The sequence below is a fragment of the Embleya sp. NPDC056575 genome (genome assembly GCF_042793325.1).
Taxonomy (GTDB): domain Bacteria; phylum Actinomycetota; class Actinomycetes; order Streptomycetales; family Streptomycetaceae; genus Embleya.
The window spans coordinates 172,839-190,295 of the sequence record NZ_JBHTVA010000010.1 but is presented as its reverse complement, the minus strand read 5'-3'; the positions used below and the strand labels follow the sequence as shown (position 1 = coordinate 190,295).

General features: G+C 70.6%; 16 protein-coding genes. 9 read left to right on the top strand and 7 right to left on the bottom strand.

Annotated elements, in window-relative coordinates; all coding sequences use genetic code 11:
* The first annotated feature begins 117 nt into the window (after positions 1 to 117).
* Genes ACFRCG_RS10675 through ACFRCG_RS10660 form a run of 4 tightly spaced genes read left to right on the top strand, consistent with a single transcriptional unit; the run spans position 118 to position 3,737 of the window.
* Positions 118 to 720, top strand: coding sequence for a hypothetical protein (locus ACFRCG_RS10675; RefSeq protein ID WP_380030449.1), 603 nt, complete (start codon positions 118 to 120; stop codon positions 718 to 720).
* The gene (locus ACFRCG_RS10670) at positions 717 to 1,811 is read left to right on the top strand and encodes an efflux RND transporter periplasmic adaptor subunit (protein WP_380030448.1); all 1,095 of its coding nucleotides are present in this window, start codon (positions 717 to 719) and stop codon (positions 1,809 to 1,811) included. The genes ACFRCG_RS10675 and ACFRCG_RS10670 overlap by 4 nt, the downstream gene beginning before the upstream one ends.
* Complete coding sequence (locus tag ACFRCG_RS10665; RefSeq protein WP_380030447.1) at positions 1,808 to 2,533, top strand: ABC transporter ATP-binding protein; 726 nt, start codon at positions 1,808 to 1,810, stop codon at positions 2,531 to 2,533. Before ACFRCG_RS10670 ends, ACFRCG_RS10665 begins: the two co-directional genes overlap by 4 nt.
* Position 2,534: 1 nt before the next feature.
* A complete protein-coding gene (locus ACFRCG_RS10660; RefSeq protein WP_380030446.1) occupies positions 2,535 to 3,737 on the top strand; it encodes an ABC transporter permease in 1,203 nt (400 codons plus the stop codon).
* A gap of 148 nt (positions 3,738 to 3,885) precedes the next feature.
* Here the strand turns inward: ACFRCG_RS10660 and ACFRCG_RS10655 are convergent, their stop codons facing one another.
* The 4 genes from ACFRCG_RS10655 to ACFRCG_RS10640 form a co-directional block, all read right to left on the bottom strand.
* A complete protein-coding gene (locus ACFRCG_RS10655) occupies positions 3,886 to 4,551 on the bottom strand; it encodes a hypothetical protein (RefSeq protein WP_380030444.1) in 666 nt (221 codons plus the stop codon).
* Between the two features lie 241 nt (positions 4,552 to 4,792).
* On the bottom strand, positions 4,793 to 6,409 hold the full coding sequence (locus tag ACFRCG_RS10650) for a bifunctional 3-(3-hydroxy-phenyl)propionate/3-hydroxycinnamic acid hydroxylase (protein ID WP_380030443.1): 1,617 nt from the start codon (positions 6,407 to 6,409) through the stop codon (positions 4,793 to 4,795).
* The gene (locus ACFRCG_RS10645) at positions 6,406 to 6,894 is read right to left on the bottom strand and encodes a fumarylacetoacetate hydrolase family protein (protein WP_380030442.1); all 489 of its coding nucleotides are present in this window, start codon (positions 6,892 to 6,894) and stop codon (positions 6,406 to 6,408) included. The genes ACFRCG_RS10650 and ACFRCG_RS10645 overlap by 4 nt, the downstream gene beginning before the upstream one ends.
* A complete protein-coding gene (locus ACFRCG_RS10640) occupies positions 6,891 to 7,889 on the bottom strand; it encodes a VOC family protein (RefSeq protein ID WP_380030441.1) in 999 nt (332 codons plus the stop codon). Before ACFRCG_RS10640 ends, ACFRCG_RS10645 begins: the two co-directional genes overlap by 4 nt.
* A gap of 550 nt (positions 7,890 to 8,439) precedes the next feature.
* Here ACFRCG_RS10640 and ACFRCG_RS10635 point away from each other — a divergent pair.
* The 4 genes from ACFRCG_RS10635 to ACFRCG_RS10620 all read left to right on the top strand — a co-directional run bounded on the left by ACFRCG_RS10635 (position 8,440) and on the right by ACFRCG_RS10620 (position 13,431).
* The gene (locus ACFRCG_RS10635; RefSeq protein WP_380030440.1) at positions 8,440 to 9,021 is read left to right on the top strand and encodes a TetR/AcrR family transcriptional regulator; all 582 of its coding nucleotides are present in this window, start codon (positions 8,440 to 8,442) and stop codon (positions 9,019 to 9,021) included.
* 360 nt (positions 9,022 to 9,381) lie between these two features.
* Positions 9,382 to 10,368 carry a phospholipase gene (locus tag ACFRCG_RS10630; protein WP_380030439.1) on the top strand — a complete coding sequence of 329 codons (987 nt, stop codon included), beginning with the start codon at positions 9,382 to 9,384 and terminating at the stop codon, positions 10,366 to 10,368.
* A 220-nt stretch (positions 10,369 to 10,588) separates the two neighbouring features.
* Positions 10,589 to 10,957 (top strand): hypothetical protein, encoded by a 369-nt coding sequence (locus tag ACFRCG_RS10625; RefSeq protein ID WP_380030438.1) that lies wholly within the window; start codon positions 10,589 to 10,591, stop codon positions 10,955 to 10,957.
* 5 nt (positions 10,958 to 10,962) lie between these two features.
* Complete coding sequence (locus ACFRCG_RS10620; RefSeq protein WP_380030437.1) at positions 10,963 to 13,431, top strand: DUF4132 domain-containing protein; 2,469 nt, start codon at positions 10,963 to 10,965, stop codon at positions 13,429 to 13,431.
* Between the two features lie 109 nt (positions 13,432 to 13,540).
* Here ACFRCG_RS10620 and ACFRCG_RS10615 read toward each other — a convergent pair whose 3' ends face one another.
* Both ACFRCG_RS10615 and ACFRCG_RS10610 read right to left on the bottom strand, forming a co-directional pair.
* Positions 13,541 to 14,545 (bottom strand): YdcF family protein, encoded by a 1,005-nt coding sequence (locus ACFRCG_RS10615; protein ID WP_380030435.1) that lies wholly within the window; start codon positions 14,543 to 14,545, stop codon positions 13,541 to 13,543.
* A gap of 258 nt (positions 14,546 to 14,803) precedes the next feature.
* On the bottom strand, positions 14,804 to 15,445 hold the full coding sequence (locus tag ACFRCG_RS10610; RefSeq protein WP_380030434.1) for an ATP-binding protein: 642 nt from the start codon (positions 15,443 to 15,445) through the stop codon (positions 14,804 to 14,806).
* Between the two features lie 275 nt (positions 15,446 to 15,720).
* Here ACFRCG_RS10610 and ACFRCG_RS10605 point away from each other — a divergent pair, with 275 nt between their 5' ends.
* Complete coding sequence (locus tag ACFRCG_RS10605; protein ID WP_380030433.1) at positions 15,721 to 15,885, top strand: hypothetical protein; 165 nt, start codon at positions 15,721 to 15,723, stop codon at positions 15,883 to 15,885.
* Between the two features lie 85 nt (positions 15,886 to 15,970).
* On the opposite strand, the gene ACFRCG_RS10600 is transcribed toward ACFRCG_RS10605, so the two are convergent.
* Positions 15,971 to 17,203, bottom strand: a complete 1,233-nt coding sequence (locus tag ACFRCG_RS10600) for a PP2C family protein-serine/threonine phosphatase (RefSeq protein WP_380030432.1) — start codon at positions 17,201 to 17,203, stop codon at positions 15,971 to 15,973.
* Between the last annotated feature and the right edge of the window lie 254 nt (positions 17,204 to 17,457).

Sequence of the window (17,457 nt, the reverse complement as noted above, 5' to 3'; positions counted from 1 at the left end):
GGCGGGCGGCGTGTCACATCCGCGTCAACGCAAACGGTGACGGCCGGGCGACACGCGTTCGGCTCGAATGGCCTCCGACGCCGCCGACCGGGCGGCCGGACGACCGAAGGACCGACGATGACGAGCACACGCGGGAAAACCGGCCTCCTCCTCGCCCTGCTCTTCCCCCTCGTCGCCGCGTGCGGCGGGGGCGGCGGAGGCGACGAAGACCGGGTCGCCTCCGCCGGTACCCCCACCGCCACGCGGTCGGCGGGCAGCAAGACGCCCAAGCCCGCCGACGAGAAGGACGCGATGCTCAAGTACGCCCAGTGCATGCGCCAAAACGGCGTGCCCGCCTTCCCCGACCCGCAGTTCAACGGCGAAGGCGGAGTCTCGCTCGACCTGCCGCAGGGCACCGATCCGAAAGCCGTCGACGCCGCACAGAGCAAGTGCAAGGACCTCATGCCCAACGGCGGCGAGAACCAGAAGGTCGACCCGGCGATCACCGAGAAGCTCCGCCGGTACGCCAAGTGCATGCGCGAGCACGGCCTCCCGCAGTTCCCCGACCCCGCGCCCAACGGCGGCCTGCAGATCAACAACGACCAACTCGGCCTCGGCCCCGACGACCCGAAGTTCAAAGCCGCCGACGAGGCCTGCACGCAGTACATGCCGCAACCGCCCGGCGGCGGAGCCGGCAAGACCACCCACAACGCCGGCGGCAACGAGGGCGGCCACGCATGACGCCCCGCCGCAAGCGCCCCACCGGCCGCATCGCCGTCGCGGTGACCGCGGTTCTCGCCGCGGGCGCCGCCGCCGCGGCCACCACCGGCATCGGCCTGCCCACGAAGAACGACGACCCCAAGCCGTCCCGCGGCGGCCTCCCGCCCGCCACCGGCACCGTCACCCGGCAGACCCTCGTCGACACCACGACCAAATCCGGAAAGCTCGACTACGGCGACACCGCGACCCTCAACGGCGGCAAAGTCACCGGCACGCTCACCTCGGTGTCCGCACCCGGCTCGACGGTGGTGCGCGGCAAGCCGCTGTACAAGGTCGACAACACACCCGTCGTGCTGCTGTACGGCACGCTTCCCGCGTACCGCGACCTCGCCGTCGGCACCGAGGGCCCCGACGTGCAGCAGTTCGAGGAGAACCTCGCCGCGCTCGGCTACGGCGGATTCACCGTCGACAAGAAGTACACCGAAACCACGGCCGCCGCCGTCAAGAAGTGGCAGAAGGCGAACGGGCTGACGCAGACCGGCACCGTCGAACTCGGCCGCGTGCACTACGCGCCCGGCGAACTCCGCGTGGAGACCGACAAGGCGGCCCTCGGCGACGCCGTCCAGCCGGGGCAGGCCCTGCTCACGTACACCGGCACACGCCGCGTGGTCGGCGTCGACCTGGAAATCGCGTACGCGAGCCTCGCCAAGACCGGCACCGCGGTCACACTGAAGCTGCCCGACGGCAAGACCGTCCCGGGCAGGATCACCGCCACCGCCACCGTCGTCGACCCGGGCAAGGACAGCGGCGGAACCCCGGCGACCCCGACCACCAAGCTCAAGGCGACCGTCACACCGGACGACGCGACCGCCGTCGCCGAGCTCGACCAGGCCTCGATCGACGTCGGCTTCACCACCTCGCGCCACGAGAACGTGCTGACCGTGCCGGTGGCCGCGCTCCTCGCGCTCGCCGAAGGCGGCTACGGCGTCCAGGTCGTCGACGGGACCGCGACACGCCTGGTCCCGGTCGAGACGGGCATGTTCGCCGGCGGACGCGTCGAAGTGTCCGGCCAGGGCATCGCCGAAGGCACCGTCGTGGGGATGCCCTCGTGAACCGGCCGACCGAACCCCTCGTCGAACTCGTCGGCGTCGGCAGGGAATACGCCGGCGGTGTCGTCGCCCTCACCGACGTCGACCTGACCGTCGGCTACGGCGAACTCGCCGGCATCGTCGGCCCGTCCGGCTCCGGCAAATCCACCATGCTCAACCTCATCGGCACCCTCGACCGCCCCACCGCCGGCACCGTCCGCATCGACGGCCACGACGTCGCCGCCCTGTCCGACCGCCGCCTGTCCGCGCTCCGCGCGCACCGCATCGGCTTCGTCTTCCAACAGTTCCACCTCGCTCCCGGCCGCACCGCATGCGAAAACGTCGCCGACGGGCTGCTCTACGCCGGACACCCGCCCCGCGAACGCCGCCGTCGCGCCCAGGCCACCCTCGAACGTGTCGGCCTCGCCGACCGCATGGACCACCTCCCGCACGAACTGTCCGGCGGGCAACGCCAACGCGTCGCCATCGCCCGCGCCGTCGCCGGCGACCCCGTGCTACTGCTCGCCGACGAACCCACCGGCAACCTCGACACCACCTCCGGCCACGGCGTCATGGACCTGTTGCGCGAACTCCACGCCGCCGGCACGACCGTCCTCGTCATCACCCACGACCGCGACATCGCCGCCTCACTGCCCCGGCAAGTCGCCATGCGGGACGGCCGGATCGAACCACCCGGCGACCGGGCCCACCAGGGAGCGCTCGCCTCCACCGGCAAGGAGGCCTGACATGACCACCACGTACACGCCCTCCCGGCTGCGCCCGCGCGACGTCGCCGCCGTCGGCGCCGTCGGGCTGCACACCCGGCCGACGCGGGTCTTCCTGTCCGCGCTCGGCATCGCCATCGGCATCGCCGCGATGACCGCGGTCGCGGGGATCTCCACGTCCAGCCGCGCCGATCTCGACGCCCGGCTCGCCGCACTCGGCACCAACCTGCTCACCGTGGCCCCCGGCAGCGCGCTGAGCGGCGGTGCGGCATCGCTGCCGCTCGACGCGCCGGCGATGATCTCCCGCATCGGCCCGGTTCGGCAGGCCGCGGTCACCGGCGTCGTCAAGACCGCCAAGGTGTACCGCAACGACCGCATCCCGGCGGCGGAAAGCGGCGGGCTGTCCGTGCAGGCCGCGGACCTGAAGCTGCCCGAGACGGTCGGCGCCCGGATGGCCGGCGGTACGTGGCTCAACGCGGCCACCGAGCGCTACCCCGCCGCCGTCCTCGGCGCCACCGCCGCCGACCGGCTCGGGATCGGCCGCGCCGGGCCCGACATGCGCGTATACCTCGGCGGACGCTGGTTCACCGTGATCGGCATCCTCGACCCGGTGCCGCTCGCCCCGGAACTCGACTCCGCCGCCCTCGTCGGACGGCCCGCCGCAGCCGGGTACCTCGGCTTCGACGGCCACCCCACCACCGTCTACACACGCACGGCCGATTCCGCGGTGACCGCCGTCCGCGACGTGCTCGCCCGAACCGCCAATCCGCGCAACCCCAACGAGGTCAAGGTCTCGCGCCCTTCCGACGCGCTCGCTGCCCGGCAGGCCACCGACGAAGCCTTCACCGGCCTGCTGCTCGGCCTCGGCGCCGTCGCCCTGCTCGTCGGCGGCGTCGGCGTCGCGAACACCATGGTCATCACCGTCCTGGAACGCCGCGGCGAGATCGGCCTGCGCCGCTCCCTCGGCGCCACCCGCGGCCAGATCCGCGCCCAGTTCCTCGTCGAATCCCTCATGTTGTCCGCCCTCGGCGGACTCGCCGGAGTCACCCTCGGCACGGCCGTGACCACGGTGTACGCCGGCACCCGCCAGTGGGATGCGGTGGTCCCCGCCTGGGCCACCGTCGGCGGCCTCGGCGCCACCCTCGTCATCGGCGCCATCGCCGGCCTCTACCCGGCCATACGCGCCTCCCGGCTGCCCCCGACCGAAGCCCTCGCCGCCACCTGACACCCCCGGCTTGCCTGCGCACCGCGCCGGGACCAGCCCGGAACAGGCCATCCGCCAGGCTCGATCATCAGCCGGGCGGGTGGTCCGGGCGCTGTCGGCGGGCGCCATTCCCCGGACCGGCTTATCGCCTCGGTCCGTTCGGTCGTCGTCAGCGGGCCGTGTGCGCGGCCTCCAGCCAGTTGCGGAATTCGCAGGCGAAGTGCCACTGATGGCCGGTGAAGACGTGCTCGGGGGCGCCGGCGGGGAACTGGATCGTCAGGCGGATGCGCAGGCCGCGCGGACCGTCGCCGAACTCGTGCATGACGCGGCAGATTTCGGTGCCGTCCGTGAGCCGTCCGGTGCCGCCGATCCGCACGGGGTAGGTTTCGTGGCCCTCGTCCTCGATCTCGACACCGTCGTGGAAGGTGAGGAAGAAGCGCAGCGGCCCGGAGCCTATGGTCTCGATGATCTCGACCACCCCGTCGGCGGAGTCGGCGAGGTAGTGCTCGGGATTGGCGGAGAGCAACGCCGTCCGGTCGGCGCTCGCGAGCCGGCCCTGCCACCAGGTCAGGAACTGCTCAGCGGTGATCCCGCCGATCTCCATCTCGGTCACCGCGGACCGCCACACGCCGCCCGAGGCGTCCGGCAGCGGGGCCATGATCTCGTCCGCCGCCCGGAGGTCCTCGGTGAGCATTTCCCGCATCGCCGCGTCGCCGATCCGGTCCTTGAGCAGGGCGAGCGCGTTCCGGGCGCGGTCCAGCTCCCACCGGCGGATGTCGTCCTGCGTGTACTCCGTGCCGTCGATTACGGTCCGGACGGTCAGCGCGCCGTTCATGGCGTGCTCCCTTCGACGAGATGGGCCTCTTGAGCGGAGAGTTTTTCTCCGCTTTCAAGACGATAGCATAAGGGGAGAGAAATTCTCCGATTTGGTCGGGCAAGGGAGGCGGTACATCGTGCGGGCGCACGCGGCACGCGGCAGGTGTCGGATTCTCGACGCGGCCCGGTGCCGCCGACCGCTGTCCCGGGACGCGGCCGGGTGCGGGATGCCGGACCCGGCCCCTGGAACCGCCCGGCCGTCAGTGCGAACCGGGTGCGCTGTCCAGGGGGTTCCGCAAGCGACTGATCATTTCGCGGAGGAGATCGACGACCTCTGCCGAGGTCGTCGCCTGTCCGTAGGTGTAGAAGTCCGGGCGGACGAGGATCGCCCGCGCGTTCGAGGAGGCGAACCACCGGTCGTACGTACCGTCGAAGTCGACATAGGAGCCCGGGAACTCCACGGGGGCCTTGGAGACGTAGACCACGCCGATCCCGATGACGTCGGACACCGCGTCACAGATCCGGCGGGCATCCTCGGCAAGGCGACGATCGGCGCAGAACAGCGTCCACCCCGATCCCACCACGTCGTCGAAGCGCCTGACCCTGTCGTCGTGGACGATCAGGCCTTGTACTCCGAGCCGGCCACGAGTACCGGAGCCGTCGTCGGCGCTGCCGAGGAAGCCCGTCGTCAGGGCCGGCAGCGGGGGTATGGGCGGCAGTCCGTCGCGGCGAATCCCGGCGTCCCGCGCGGCCGCCTTCCGCGGGTCGGTTTCGCACAGGATGGCGCCGAGCGAGATCGCGATCCGGGTGATCTCGCTTACGTGGTCGCGTCGTTCCCGCGTGTAGGTCTCCAGGATGTCGTGCGAGGCGGTGCCGTTCAGGACCAGGTCCAGTTTCCAGGCGAGGTTGGCGGCGTCGCGGATTCCCGAGCACATTCCCTGTCCCAGGAACGGTGGCATGAGGTGCGCGGCGTCGCCGGCCAGGATCGCGCGGCCGCTGACGAAGTCGTGGGCGACAAGGGAGTGGAAGGTGTAGAGGGTCCGTCGGATCAGCGTCGCGTTCTCGGGGGTCACGCCCCAGCGTTCGAGCTTGTTCCAGCAGGCGGCCTCGCTGACGAGTTCGGCGGGGTCTTCCCCCGGCATCAGCATGAACTCCCACCGGGCGTGCTCGCGGGCCAGCCAGCGAAAGAGGGTCACGGGACGCTCGGGGTCGCACATCTGACCGGACGCGGGCATCGCGATCCTCCGGTCCGGTTCGTGGAGTCGGACGTCCACGATGGAGAGCGTCTCGGAGAATCCGAAGTCGTCCCAGGTGATGCCGGCCGCCTTGCGGACGAACGAGTTGGCTCCGTCGGCTCCGATGACGTAGCGGGCGCGGACTGTTGTGGTGGCGCCGTTCGGCTCCCACTCCGGTCCGTCCTGTATCCCGCCGCGGAAGGTCATCTCCACCCGGTCCTCGCGCTGTTCGAGGCCGACCGCTTCCCAGCCGCGGTGGACGGAGACGTTCTCGTGGGCCTCTGCCGCCTGCGAGAGCAGGGCCTCGAGATCGGGCTGGTAGAAGATGTAGTCGGACCTCCAGGACGACGTGGTGGGCCTACCCCAGTCGATCCGGAAGAGGAGGTCTCCGTTGCCGTCGATCCAGTCGTACTCGCTCGCCGGGACGGCCCGCGCCTCGAACCGGTCGGCGACCCCGATCGACTGGAGGACGCGTACGATCTCGTCGTCGACGTGCCCGGCCCTGGGGAGCGGATACGGCAGTTCCCAGCGCTCGTACACGCCGACCTTCCAGCCCTTCCGCCCGAGTAGCGCCGCCAGCGTCTGGCCCACCGGGCCGTATCCGACGATGCAGACGTCCAGGTCGATCGACGCCGCGCTCATCGTTCGGTCCCCGACCGGGTGGCCGTCCCGGCTGCGGCCGGACCGAGCGGCCGGGCACGCGCCTCGTGGCGCATGGTCCCCACCCCGTCGACGGTGGTTTCGAGGACGTCTCCGTCGTGCAGGAAACGCGGAGATGTGCGGCCGATCCCGACCCCCGCCTTCGGGAAGCCGAAGACGAGGTCCTTGGTGGATCCGCTCCGGACGGTCTCGCCGTTGACAGTGCAGGTTTGCACCGACCGGTCGGAGCTGTCCTGGCCGGCGGTGATGCCGGCCACATGGCCCCACGCCTCGGACTCGGGGACCCGGTGGGCGGCCCGTCCGATCACCACGACCACCTCGGCCTCCCAGTAGACCGTGTCGTCGGCGATCGTGACCGGTCCGAACGGGGCCACGAGGCTCTCGTCCCCGGCGGCACGGGCCGGGTCGATGCCGGTGGCTCTGCCCGTGACGAGGGTCGAGCGGGCGTTGACGTCGGCGAATCTCACGGGTTGCCCCAGGGGTTTCCGAGTCCGGCCACGTCGATGGCGGACGCTGGTCGGTCGGTGGTCGAGACGGCCGGCAGGACTTCGAGGAACGCCTCGGGCAACGGGCTGCTGAGGTGGAAGTCGGAGGATCCCTGGGCCGGGGTCCACTTGACCGGCTCGTGGTCCGGGGCGATGCGCTGAAGGCCGGGGGAGACCACCTCCAGACGCATTCCTCCGGGTTCACGCACGTAGACCGAGACGGATTCCCCGTGCCCATGGCGTCCCGGGCCCCATTCGATCGAAGTTCCGGCCTCGCGGAAGATCTCGGCGGCACGGAAGACGTCGGCGCGCTCGTCGACCTGCAGGGCGAAGTGGTGGAACCGGCCCCGATACCCGGAGTCGTCGCGCAGGAAGGCCAGTTGAAACGCCGAACCGGTGGACAGGGTCGCGAAGATGGCCGGCCCCCCGTCGGGCACCTCCGTCCATTCGGTGAGGAAGACGCCGAGGTTCCTCTCGTACCACCGCGCGTCCCCGAGCACGTCCGCGGAGGGGAAGTTCACGTGGTCGAGATGGCGGGCCGCGACTCCGCGGGCGGGGTTGCGCTGCGGGCGGGTGGGCAGCGGCGAGGCCAGGTGCCGAGGCGCCCGGTAGCGCTCGGTCTCCCAGAAGAGCTTCTGCTTCTGCCCGTTGGGACCGACGAAGAGATACGCCCTTCCCTGCCGGGGTGCCGGTTCCCGCCAGCCCAGGCCCGCGTTGTCCGCGCCGAGGCGCCGTGCCGCGAGATCGAGGGCTTCGGCGCTCCTGGCCCGCCATCCGATGTGGCCGAGGCCCGTCGTCGGGCTCCGCGTGAGGATCAGGTCGTAGGGGAGGTAGTTGCCCCACGTCCTGAGGAAGACCGAATCGCCGTGTTCGAGGACAACCTCCATGCCGAGGAGGTCGTGGAAGAACACGACGCTCTCCTCGAGCCTGGGTGTGAGGATTTCGACGTGCGCGAGGTGCGCGACGAGGTGGTCCATCTCCGTCCCTTTCCGCTGGTCGTGGGCGTGCTTCGTCGAGACGTCGCATGCCGGTGTTTTCCTGGGGTCGCGGTCGCCGGGGGACGCGCGTGACGTCGCGTTCGGCGATCACATGGCCGGGAGCCCTGCCGCGCGCGACACGTCCGACGACGACGCGGAGGGGCCCGGCTCTCGATGCCTTGGGGGAGTGGGGTGCCGGACCCCACGAGCGAGTGGTGTTCGCCGCGATCTCGCGACCTCGCGAAAGCATTTTTAGCACGCTGTCCGATAATGGGGAAGACGTGGCCGCCTCCGCGTCTCGGGAGGCATGGGCGAGCCTGTCGACGGGGCCGAGACCGGGCGAGCCGGACGGCGGAGTGGGCTTGCCCGAGAGTCGGCAGGTCGGCACAAGCGGCAGCCGGGTGGGGGATTCGCGCGCGAGCACATTCGGACCACCGGGCTGCGACACGCGTTGGCGGGTGACCCGCCGGTCTCGCCTGCGCCACCCGCCATGTCGCCGCCGTGAGGGGATAGGATTAATGAGACGCTGTTCTATAACCCGGAGGGAACCTTGAGCGAGAGCGCCACCAGGGGGCGGCCGGCTCACATCGACCGCTTCCATGTGAGGGACGCCGCACTGGCCCTTCTCGAGGAACTCGGGTTCGAGGAGGTCAGCACAGCGCAGATCGCCGCCGCCGTAGGGATCAGCAGGTCCAGCCTGGCCCGCTTCTACCCCACAAAACAACAGATCGTCTGGGAGGGACTCGACGACATTTCATGGCGGCTTTCCGCACAGCTCGAACAGCTTCCGCAGCAGGGTTCGGTCTCGGCAAGGCTCAAGGCGGCCATCGAGGCGGCCCTGACCCTTCCCGAGAGCGAACTGGGCGTTCTCCGAACACGGCTTCGGCTCGTACGGGACAACCCCGGCCTTCAGGTGAAACGAGCCTACGGACGAGACCCCCTCGCCCGAGTCGTCGGCGCCTTCATCGCCGCCGCCTCGAGAACGGCCTACACCGAAGGTGAACTGTCCTGCCTGGCCGCACTCGTCGCCACAGCCGTCGACACGGCACTCATCGAATGGAGCGGCTCGGACGAGACACGGCCGGTGAGGTACGTCGACGACTACCTGGGCTTCATCCTTCCGATTCTCTGACCCGGCGCGCCACCGCCCCGCGACGCCGGCACTGCGGGCGCGGCCGGCCGGATCCATGGGCCGCGGCTCCCGTCGGGAACGACACCGCGGCCGGTACGTAATCCCGATGCAACCTGAAGCGTGACCGCGGCGTGACCTTTGTGGATGCTCGCGTCGAGAACCCGGCGCCGGCAGCCGACTCGTCAACTGCCCACGAGGTTGCGGTGATCACGATTGGGACCCCGATCGGCTCATCGAGCGAGCGCTTTTCGCCGCAACCCACGGCAGCCGATCCGGCGTGCCCCGCGCGCGCGACGCCGACGTGAATGTCGACGACCAATGGTTGCGCGCCTGGGCAAGCCGATACGAAGGAGTAGTTTCTTGACCCCTCACCTGTGGCGTGTCACCCGCCCACGGACGTTACTGGCGCTGATGGCCGCCCTGTGCGGGCTCCTCGCCACCACCGCACTCGCGACTCCGGCGGCAGCGGCCGACCAGCGTCAGGCGATCTATGACATCGCGCATCGCGTCGACACACTCGACGGCGTCGACGCCGCGATCAACCACGGTGCGAACGCCATCGAGATCGATGTCTGCGCCTGGTGGAATCCGAACGAGTGGCGTGCCTGGCACGACTGTTCGTCGGCCGGTGAGAATCGGTTGGGCCCCAGTTTCGACTCGATGATCGACCGGATTTTGTCCAACGCCAATCGCGGGCGCCGACTGGCGCTGGTGTGGCTGGACATCAAGGACCCGAACTACTGCGGGGAGGCGCCGAACCGCACGTGCAGCGTGGCCGGACTGCGGGACAAGGCGCAGCGGTTGACCAATGCCGGGATCCAGGTGCTCTACGGCTTCTACGAGTACCACGGCGGCAACACCCCGGACGTCGGCGGCAGGGGCTGGAAGAGCCTGGAGGGCAGGCTCGGCCCACTGGAGGGCATCACCACGACCGGGACCCGCGACCAGGTCCAAAACGCGTTCGCCCGATCCGGTTCCGGATTCCCGGCCGGCCGGCGGGTGATGGACTACGGCGACAGCGACATCTCCAATGGGTTCGGCAACTGCACCGAGGCCACCTGGAACACGTGCGCCGAATTGAAGAAGGGCGCGGCGGACCGCGCGGCCGGACGCCTCGCGGCCACCCTGTCCTGGACGACCACCTACAACGATCCGTGGTACGTCGACAAGCTCCTGGGTGACGCACGCGTGGACGGCATCATCGCGGGTTACGGGGCTTACACGGGGGTGCGCGACTACGACGACAACTGGCAGTGCGGCAACGCCGTGAAGATGGTTCGTGACTGGGTGAACGCACACAGCGGCACCCATCGCATGGCGAACGCCGGCGATCGTATGTTCAGGTAGCACCACGCGGTCCGGGGCCGGACGAATACCGTCGCGCGCTCCGGGACGGGCCGTCGGCCGTCATCCGGCCGACGGCCCTCCCGAGCGCCGCGCCCCCGGGTTCGTGATGGCGGGAACACGCGGCGGCATTGCGAGCGGTCTCCATGGCGGGTCGGGCGCCGGATGGAGCGGTTCGATGCGGTGCGGGCGCGTGTCGTGGTGACGTCCTAGGGTGACGGCCATGACGAAGGTGCTGCTGTGGGACGAGACGACGGCCGGTCGGCGCTTCGCCGCGGGTGAGTTGTCCGTGGACGAGGAACGGCTGAGCCTGCGCGAGATCATCCGGCACCGGGTGTTCCGGGAGCCGGCGCGGTACGAGGCGGACTCCGCGGGCAATCGGGCCGGGTTTCGTCGACCGGGTCGGCCCGCGAGCCGCGATCTCGACCTCGACCTCGAAAAGCAGTACGCGCTCGCCATCGGCGCGTTCGCCCGCAACGGCTTGATCGTGTTCGTCGACGACCGTCGGATCGAGGACCTCGATGAACCGCTCGACCTGCGCGCCGATATCGAAGTCGTCTTCCTCGAGCTCGTCGCCCTGGTCGGTGGCTGATGCGGATGCAACCGGCACGGACGGCCGAGATACGCGCGCGCATCGCGGCGGGCGACACCGACGGATTGTCCGGCGACCTCGCGCGGATAGCCGAACAGGTGGGCGATGGCCGACAGTTCGGGCCTGACGACGTGGTCGCCGCCCTCGACGACCTGCCGGCGGTCGATCGTCCCCGACTCATCGATGCCCTGGTCGAGCTATCGGCGGACGCACCCGGGAGAAGCATGGCGGGCCGGCGGCGCATCGCCGATCTGGCGCTGTTCCTCGCCGGAAGGTTCGATCTGGACGCACCCGAGGCACTCCTCCCCACCGTGCTCGCCGAAGCCTCACGCCAATGGCATTCCGGATACGACGGTCAACTCCTCCCGGCCGTCCGGGCCCACCTCGCCGCCGGGCGTCCGCCGACAGGCGGCTTGATCGCAGTGCTGCGGCGGATGGCGGAGGTCCCGTACCTGTACAGCGACGAACTTGCCCGGCTGCTGGCGCGTGTGGACGGCCCCGTACTCAGTCCGGGCGAGGCGTGGGCCGACTTGGCGATGGCCGACGCCGCGGCCGGCGGCGAGGCGTGGGAGCGGCTGCTCGCGCGTGCCCGCACCGCCGACGCGGCCAAGCCCGCCAAGAAGTGGGAGCGGACCGGTCGGGACGTGCTGGCCGAGGTCGGTGTGGACGCGGCCACTGCGGCCATCCTGCGGTGGTTGGCGCAGGTCGGGCGCCCGCGCACCCTCGTGTTGGCGAGCCCTCATGGACGGGACGTCGGCGCCGAATACGACCCGTACAACACGGTAGCCCTGCGCGGTCTCGTGTGGCTGCCGGCGTTCACCCCGGAGTCGCCCGAGACCGTGCGGGCATTGGGCACGCTGGCCGAGACCGCGCTCCGCAAGGTTCCCGGAGTCGGACCGATCTGCCCGAAGGTGGCCAACGCGGCGGTCCTCGCGCTCTCCCGGCTCGGTGGCGCGGCTGCCGTCGGGGAACTGGCCCGGCTCTCCGTGAAATTGACCTACCGGGGCACCCTGAAGGCGGTCGGCGCGGCACTCGACACTCGCGCGGCGGACCTCGGTCTGAGCCGGGCCGAGGTCGAGGAACTCGCCGTCCCCGGATACGGGCTTACCGAAGTGGGCCGACGCGTCGAGCGGTTCGGCGAGGCCACCGCGGAACTGACCGTGTCCGGCCGGACGGTGACCATCGCCTGGCGCAACGCCGCCGGACGGGTGGTCAAAGCGCCGCCCGCCGACGTGCGCCGCGACCATGGTGTCGCACTCGGTGAGCTGAAGGCGGACGCCAAGGACATCGCCAAGATGCTCGCCGCGCAGTCCGACCGCCTCGACCGCCTCTTCCTCGCCCGGCGCTCCTGGCGCTTCGACCGGTGGCGTGCACAGTTCCTGGATCACCCCCTCGTGGGAACCCTCGCGCGGCGCCTGCTGTGGACCGTCGACGGCCGCACATGTGGGTATGCCGACGGCGCGCTGCGTACGCTCGACGACACGGCGATCGAGCCCGCGGCCGGTGCCGCCGTCGGTTTGTGGCACCCGATCGACATCCCCCACGACGAAGTCCGCGCAGCTCGTGACTGGCTCGAACGCCACCTGATCACCCAGCCGTTCCGGCAGGCCCACCGCGAGGTCTACCCGCTTACCGCCGCCGAGGAGCGCACGGGGACCTACTCCAACCGGTACGCCGCGCACGTCCTGCGGCAGCACCTGTTCCACGCCCTGGCGGCCACCCGGGGCTGGACGAACAAACTGCGGTTGTCGGTCGACGACGAGTACCCGCCGGCCATCCGGAGCCTGCCGGAGTGGGGCCTGCGCGCCGAATTCCTGATCGGCGCCGTCGGCGACCACGAGATCACGGGCTCGGGCAGCCATCTGCACATCGCCACCGACCAGGTCCGGTTCCACCGGATCGACGCGCCGGTCGCCACCGCGCACGCGAGCGGGGGTCCCTACCGCCGGCTGGGCAGGCACGCGGAGGACGACGTGGCGCCGCTGCCACTGGAGACGATCCCGCCCCTCGTGTTCAGTGAAGTGATGCGCGACATCGACCTGTTCGTCGGGGTCGCCGGCATCGGTAACGACCCGACGTGGGCGGACGGCGGGCCGGACGGGCGCTACCGCTACTACTGGTCGTCCTACAGCTTCGGCGAACTCACCGACAGCGCCGTCGCCCGACGAGACGTGCTCGCCCGGCTGCTGCCCAGGCTCGCGATCGCACCGCGGTGCGAACTCGACGGCAGGTATTTGCGCGTCACCGGCATCCGGCGCGCATACGCGATCCATCTGGGGTCGGGGAACGTGCTGATGTGCCCGGGAAATCGGTACCTGTGCATCGTGCCGAAGAACGACGGGACCGCCGTCCCCTTCGGCGCGTTCCTGCCCTATGAAGGCGACCGAACCCTGTCGATCATCCTGAGCAAGGCAGTGCTCCTGGCCCGTGACGATCTGATCACCGATCCGACCATCACAAGCCAGTTCCGCTGACATCCGTTCGAGCGCCGGCGGTGGGGGTGGCTGTTCGCCGACGACGGACGCGTGGTCCTCGTCGTCGCGGTGCGCGTCGCCGGGCCCGCCGTCCGTGTTCGGGCATCGGTCAGCGCCACAGCCACGCGGCGACCCCGGAGACCGCGATGAGCAGGCACACGCCGAGGTTGACGACCTTGTAGGTCAGGAACACCGCGACGAACTCGCGGATTGTCGCGCTGGGTTGGAAGTACTTCGCCGTCGGCGCGCCGACCACCTGGCCGCGGACCCCGGTACGTCGGGCGGTCAGCGCGGCACGGAAGACGTGGAAGTTGTTGGTGATGATCACGCACCGGTAGTCGGGATCGATCTTCGTCATGATCGTCTTGCTGAAGCGCAGGTTCTCCTCGGTGTTCCGCGAAAGGTCCTCGCGCACGATTCGCTCCGCGGGTACGCCTCGGGCGATGAGATAGTCGGCCATCGCGTGCGACTCCGGCAGATCCTCGTCCGGGCCTTGGCCACCCGACGTGATGAGCATGGGCCGGTTCCCACGCGCGATCTGGGCGTCGTAGAGCCTTCGCGAGCGATCGAGTCGGGCGGCCAGCAGGGGCGGGACCGTCCTGCCGCCGATCAGGCCGGAGCCGAGTACGACCACGAAGTCCACCGATCGGCGCACCCGCAACCGCTCGTAGAGGAAGGCGTAGCCGAGGAAGCACAGCAGAAGGAAGGACACGTAGCCGACCACCAGCACCACGGTGCCGGCGATCACGATCAGGGTGCGCGAGCGGATGAACAGGGCGGTCACGAGCAGGACGATCACGCCGACGATGGTCAGCCCGGCGAGAAACGAGAGCAGGTTCGCGGGACGAACTCCCTCCCGTCGCACCATCGTTACGCCGTTGGACAGCAGCGCGCCGGCCAGCAGGAGCAGGCCCAGGGCCGGTAGGAACAGGAGCAGGAGCGTCACCACGTCGGCGAAGCGCTCGGGCAGACGATGCAGTTCGCCGAGCAGCCCGACGACGAGGGCGACGACGGACAGGCCGAGGAAGACGGCGTTGCCGAAGCGGCGTCGGTCGCGGACGACTCCGACGAGGCAGAACAGGAGGAACAGCGCGGCGAGAAGGTAGGCGAACACCGCCGAAGCCTACGGACGAACGTGCCACGTTCGCGACGAGGTCGCGGTGTCCGAGGCCGTGGACGTGTTCGACGACCCGAATACCGCGGGGCGGGGACTTGTCCGCCCTCGCCGATGTGTGGGCGCATCCTCGGACGTTCCCGTGGGCGGCGCTCGACGGTACTCGCGGGATGTCGGAAGGTGCTCTTTGAGAGCCGAAGAGGCGGTGCGGTTCCGTGAGTTCGTCCAGGTGTGCCGGGCGAGGCCCGTGCGGACGGCCTACTTGCCGACCGGCGGCCACGGCGAGGCCGAGAAGGTTGTGCGGGCCGCGTTGATCCGCCGCGTCGCCGCCGATACCCACCCGCGCGCCGAGGAGTCGCCGCGCCGCCGTACCCATGCCCCCGATCGACGCGGCATGGCCGCTCGGCGGGCCACCGCCGGACCCGCCCGACGCATCGAGCCGAGCGCCGCCCGGATCGTGGCGGCCCCGAGTCCGGCGCGCACCGGTCGCGGGTGCGGGCGCACGTCGGGGTGGGGGACGACCAGGTCGGCCCAGACGGTCTTGCCGCGCCGGTGTTTGCGAACGCCCCAGTCGGTGGTGATGGTGTCGAGGATGTGCAGGCCGAACCCACCCTGGTGTTCGGGGCCGGTGTCGCGTCGGGTCGGCGGCCGGGGATCGGCGTCGGTGACGGACAACCGCACCCCGCGCGCGGTCCGGCGCACGGCCAGGACCACTTCCCCGTCGGTGTGCAGCTGTGCGTTGGTCAACATCTCCGACAGGACGAGGACGGCGGCAGCCACACGATCCTCGTTCCAACCCCAGTCGGCGAGGGTGGCTCGTACGGCTTGGCGGGCCTGGGCACAGGCCCCGGTCCGTCGCGGCACGCGCCGGCGGACGAGGGTTCGACGACGCCCGGGCATGATCCTTCTCACCGGGACGTGGGCCGATGGTGGACGGTGCCGCAGTGCGACCCCGGCCCACGCGCACGGATACGGAACGACTCGCCCACGTCCTTGTCCGGACGATCAACGAGCGCGGAGTCGGAGCAGGAGTCCGCGAATCCATTCCAGAGCCCGTGACCTGCCCGTTCGTACACCATCGACCAACCTCTCCCCGAAATCGGTACCGTCGTGCCCGCACACCTGCCCGGCCCCCGGCGCCTCAAGCGTCACCCGATCGAGTGGATCGGCACTCGATGCCGCGAACGCCGCGTTTCACCGCCGCGACCGCCCCCTCCTACGATGTCGAGTTCCCCACCTTCGCCGTCCCCACCATCTCCGGCGAGATCAAGCGCTTCTTCCGCGACGCGTTCACCACCGAACACGACCGCGAACCGACCCCCGCCGAACTCGCCGACTGAACCCCGGCGGAACGTGTGGCCCGTGCATGTCCGGGCGGGGTCGACCGGGGCGCCGCGCGAACCGCCCGCGCGGCGCCCTCGATGGTCAGCTTCGACCGTACGAGGTTCGGGACGAGTCCGGATGCCGGCTCGCGGGGCGGGGGCCGGGGCCCGGTCGGGGGCCGTGCCAGTCCAGGCACAGGACCGTGGCGTCGTCCTTGGGCGCTCTGCCGTCGTAGGCATCGGCGACGGCGGCGACCAGCGTGCCGACGACCTCGCGCGGGTGCTCGGCGGCGGTTTTGCGGAGAAGACCGGACAGGTCGACGGTATGCGCGCGGCGTTCCTGCATACCGTCGGTATGGAGCAGCAGGCGGTCGCCGGGGCGCAGGTCGAGTTCCTGCACGCGGTACGCGCCCTGCCCGACGACGCCGAAGGGCAGGTTCACCGCCAAGCGCAGTGTCTCGACCGTTCCGTCGCGCAGTCGCAGGGGCCAGGGATGGCCGGCGTTGACGAGTCGGACGCCGCTTCCGTCGAGGGCGATGCGCAGGAGTTGGCCGGTGGCGAAGGACTGTCGGCCGTGGTCGAGGAGGGCCTGGTGGGTCTGGCGGGCCTGCTCGACGAGATCGACTCCGGCCCGGCGGGCGCCTCGGGAGGCGTTGACGAGGAGGGTGGCCATGAGGGAGGCGTCGACGTCGTGCCCCATGGCGTCGGTGACCGACAGGTGCAGGGTGTCGTGGTCGACGGAGTAGTCGTAGGTGTCGCCGGCGATGTCGGAGGCGGGGACCAGGGCGCCGGCGAGGGTGAACTCGGGGGCCTCGCAGGTGGGGGCGGAGGGCAGCAGTTGGCGTTGGATCTCCGCGGCCAGGCTGACGGTGGTGGTGCGGTTGCCCCAGTGATAGAGGTCGGTGAAGCGGCGATCGGTGACGATGATGTACGCCAGCGCGTGTGCGGCCTCCTCGACCCGGGCCGGCACGTCCTCGGTGACGTGGGTGAGGAACAGCTCCAGGACACCGATGGTGTCGCCGCGGTTGGTGACGGGGGCGAGTACCCGGTGCCCCTGCTCACCCTGGAGCGTCACGACCGGTTTCTGGGCGCGCAGGACCTCGTCGTAGACGCTGCGGCCGGCGAGGGGGACCTCTTCGGTGTGGTGCTCGTGGTCGGTATCGGGGGCCTCGTTGACCCGGAGCAGCCTTCGTCCGACGACGTCGACGAACAGGAAGGACACGTATCGCGCGTCGAAACGCTCGCGCAGGTTGCGTGCCACGACATCGAGGGACCGCACCGGCGCGGCACCCTCCGCCGCCGCCAACACCTCGGCCAGTCCAATTCGTTCGCTCACCGGATCACTCCCCGGGCCACCGGCACTCCTTCGTGCCGTAACGACGACAACAACAACCGCGACGCATCGCGGAGGGAACCCGCCCCCGTCGACCCGGGACATCGGGATCGAGCCCGGACGGCGAACGGGTCTCGCCTGCCGGCGGGGGCGGTGTGGTGCAAATTCCCGGAGGTGAGTGTGCCCCGCTCAAGGTCATCCATGGCAGGGACCCACGGGACCGAGCACCACACCCTGGGGCGGACCGACCGCGCTCG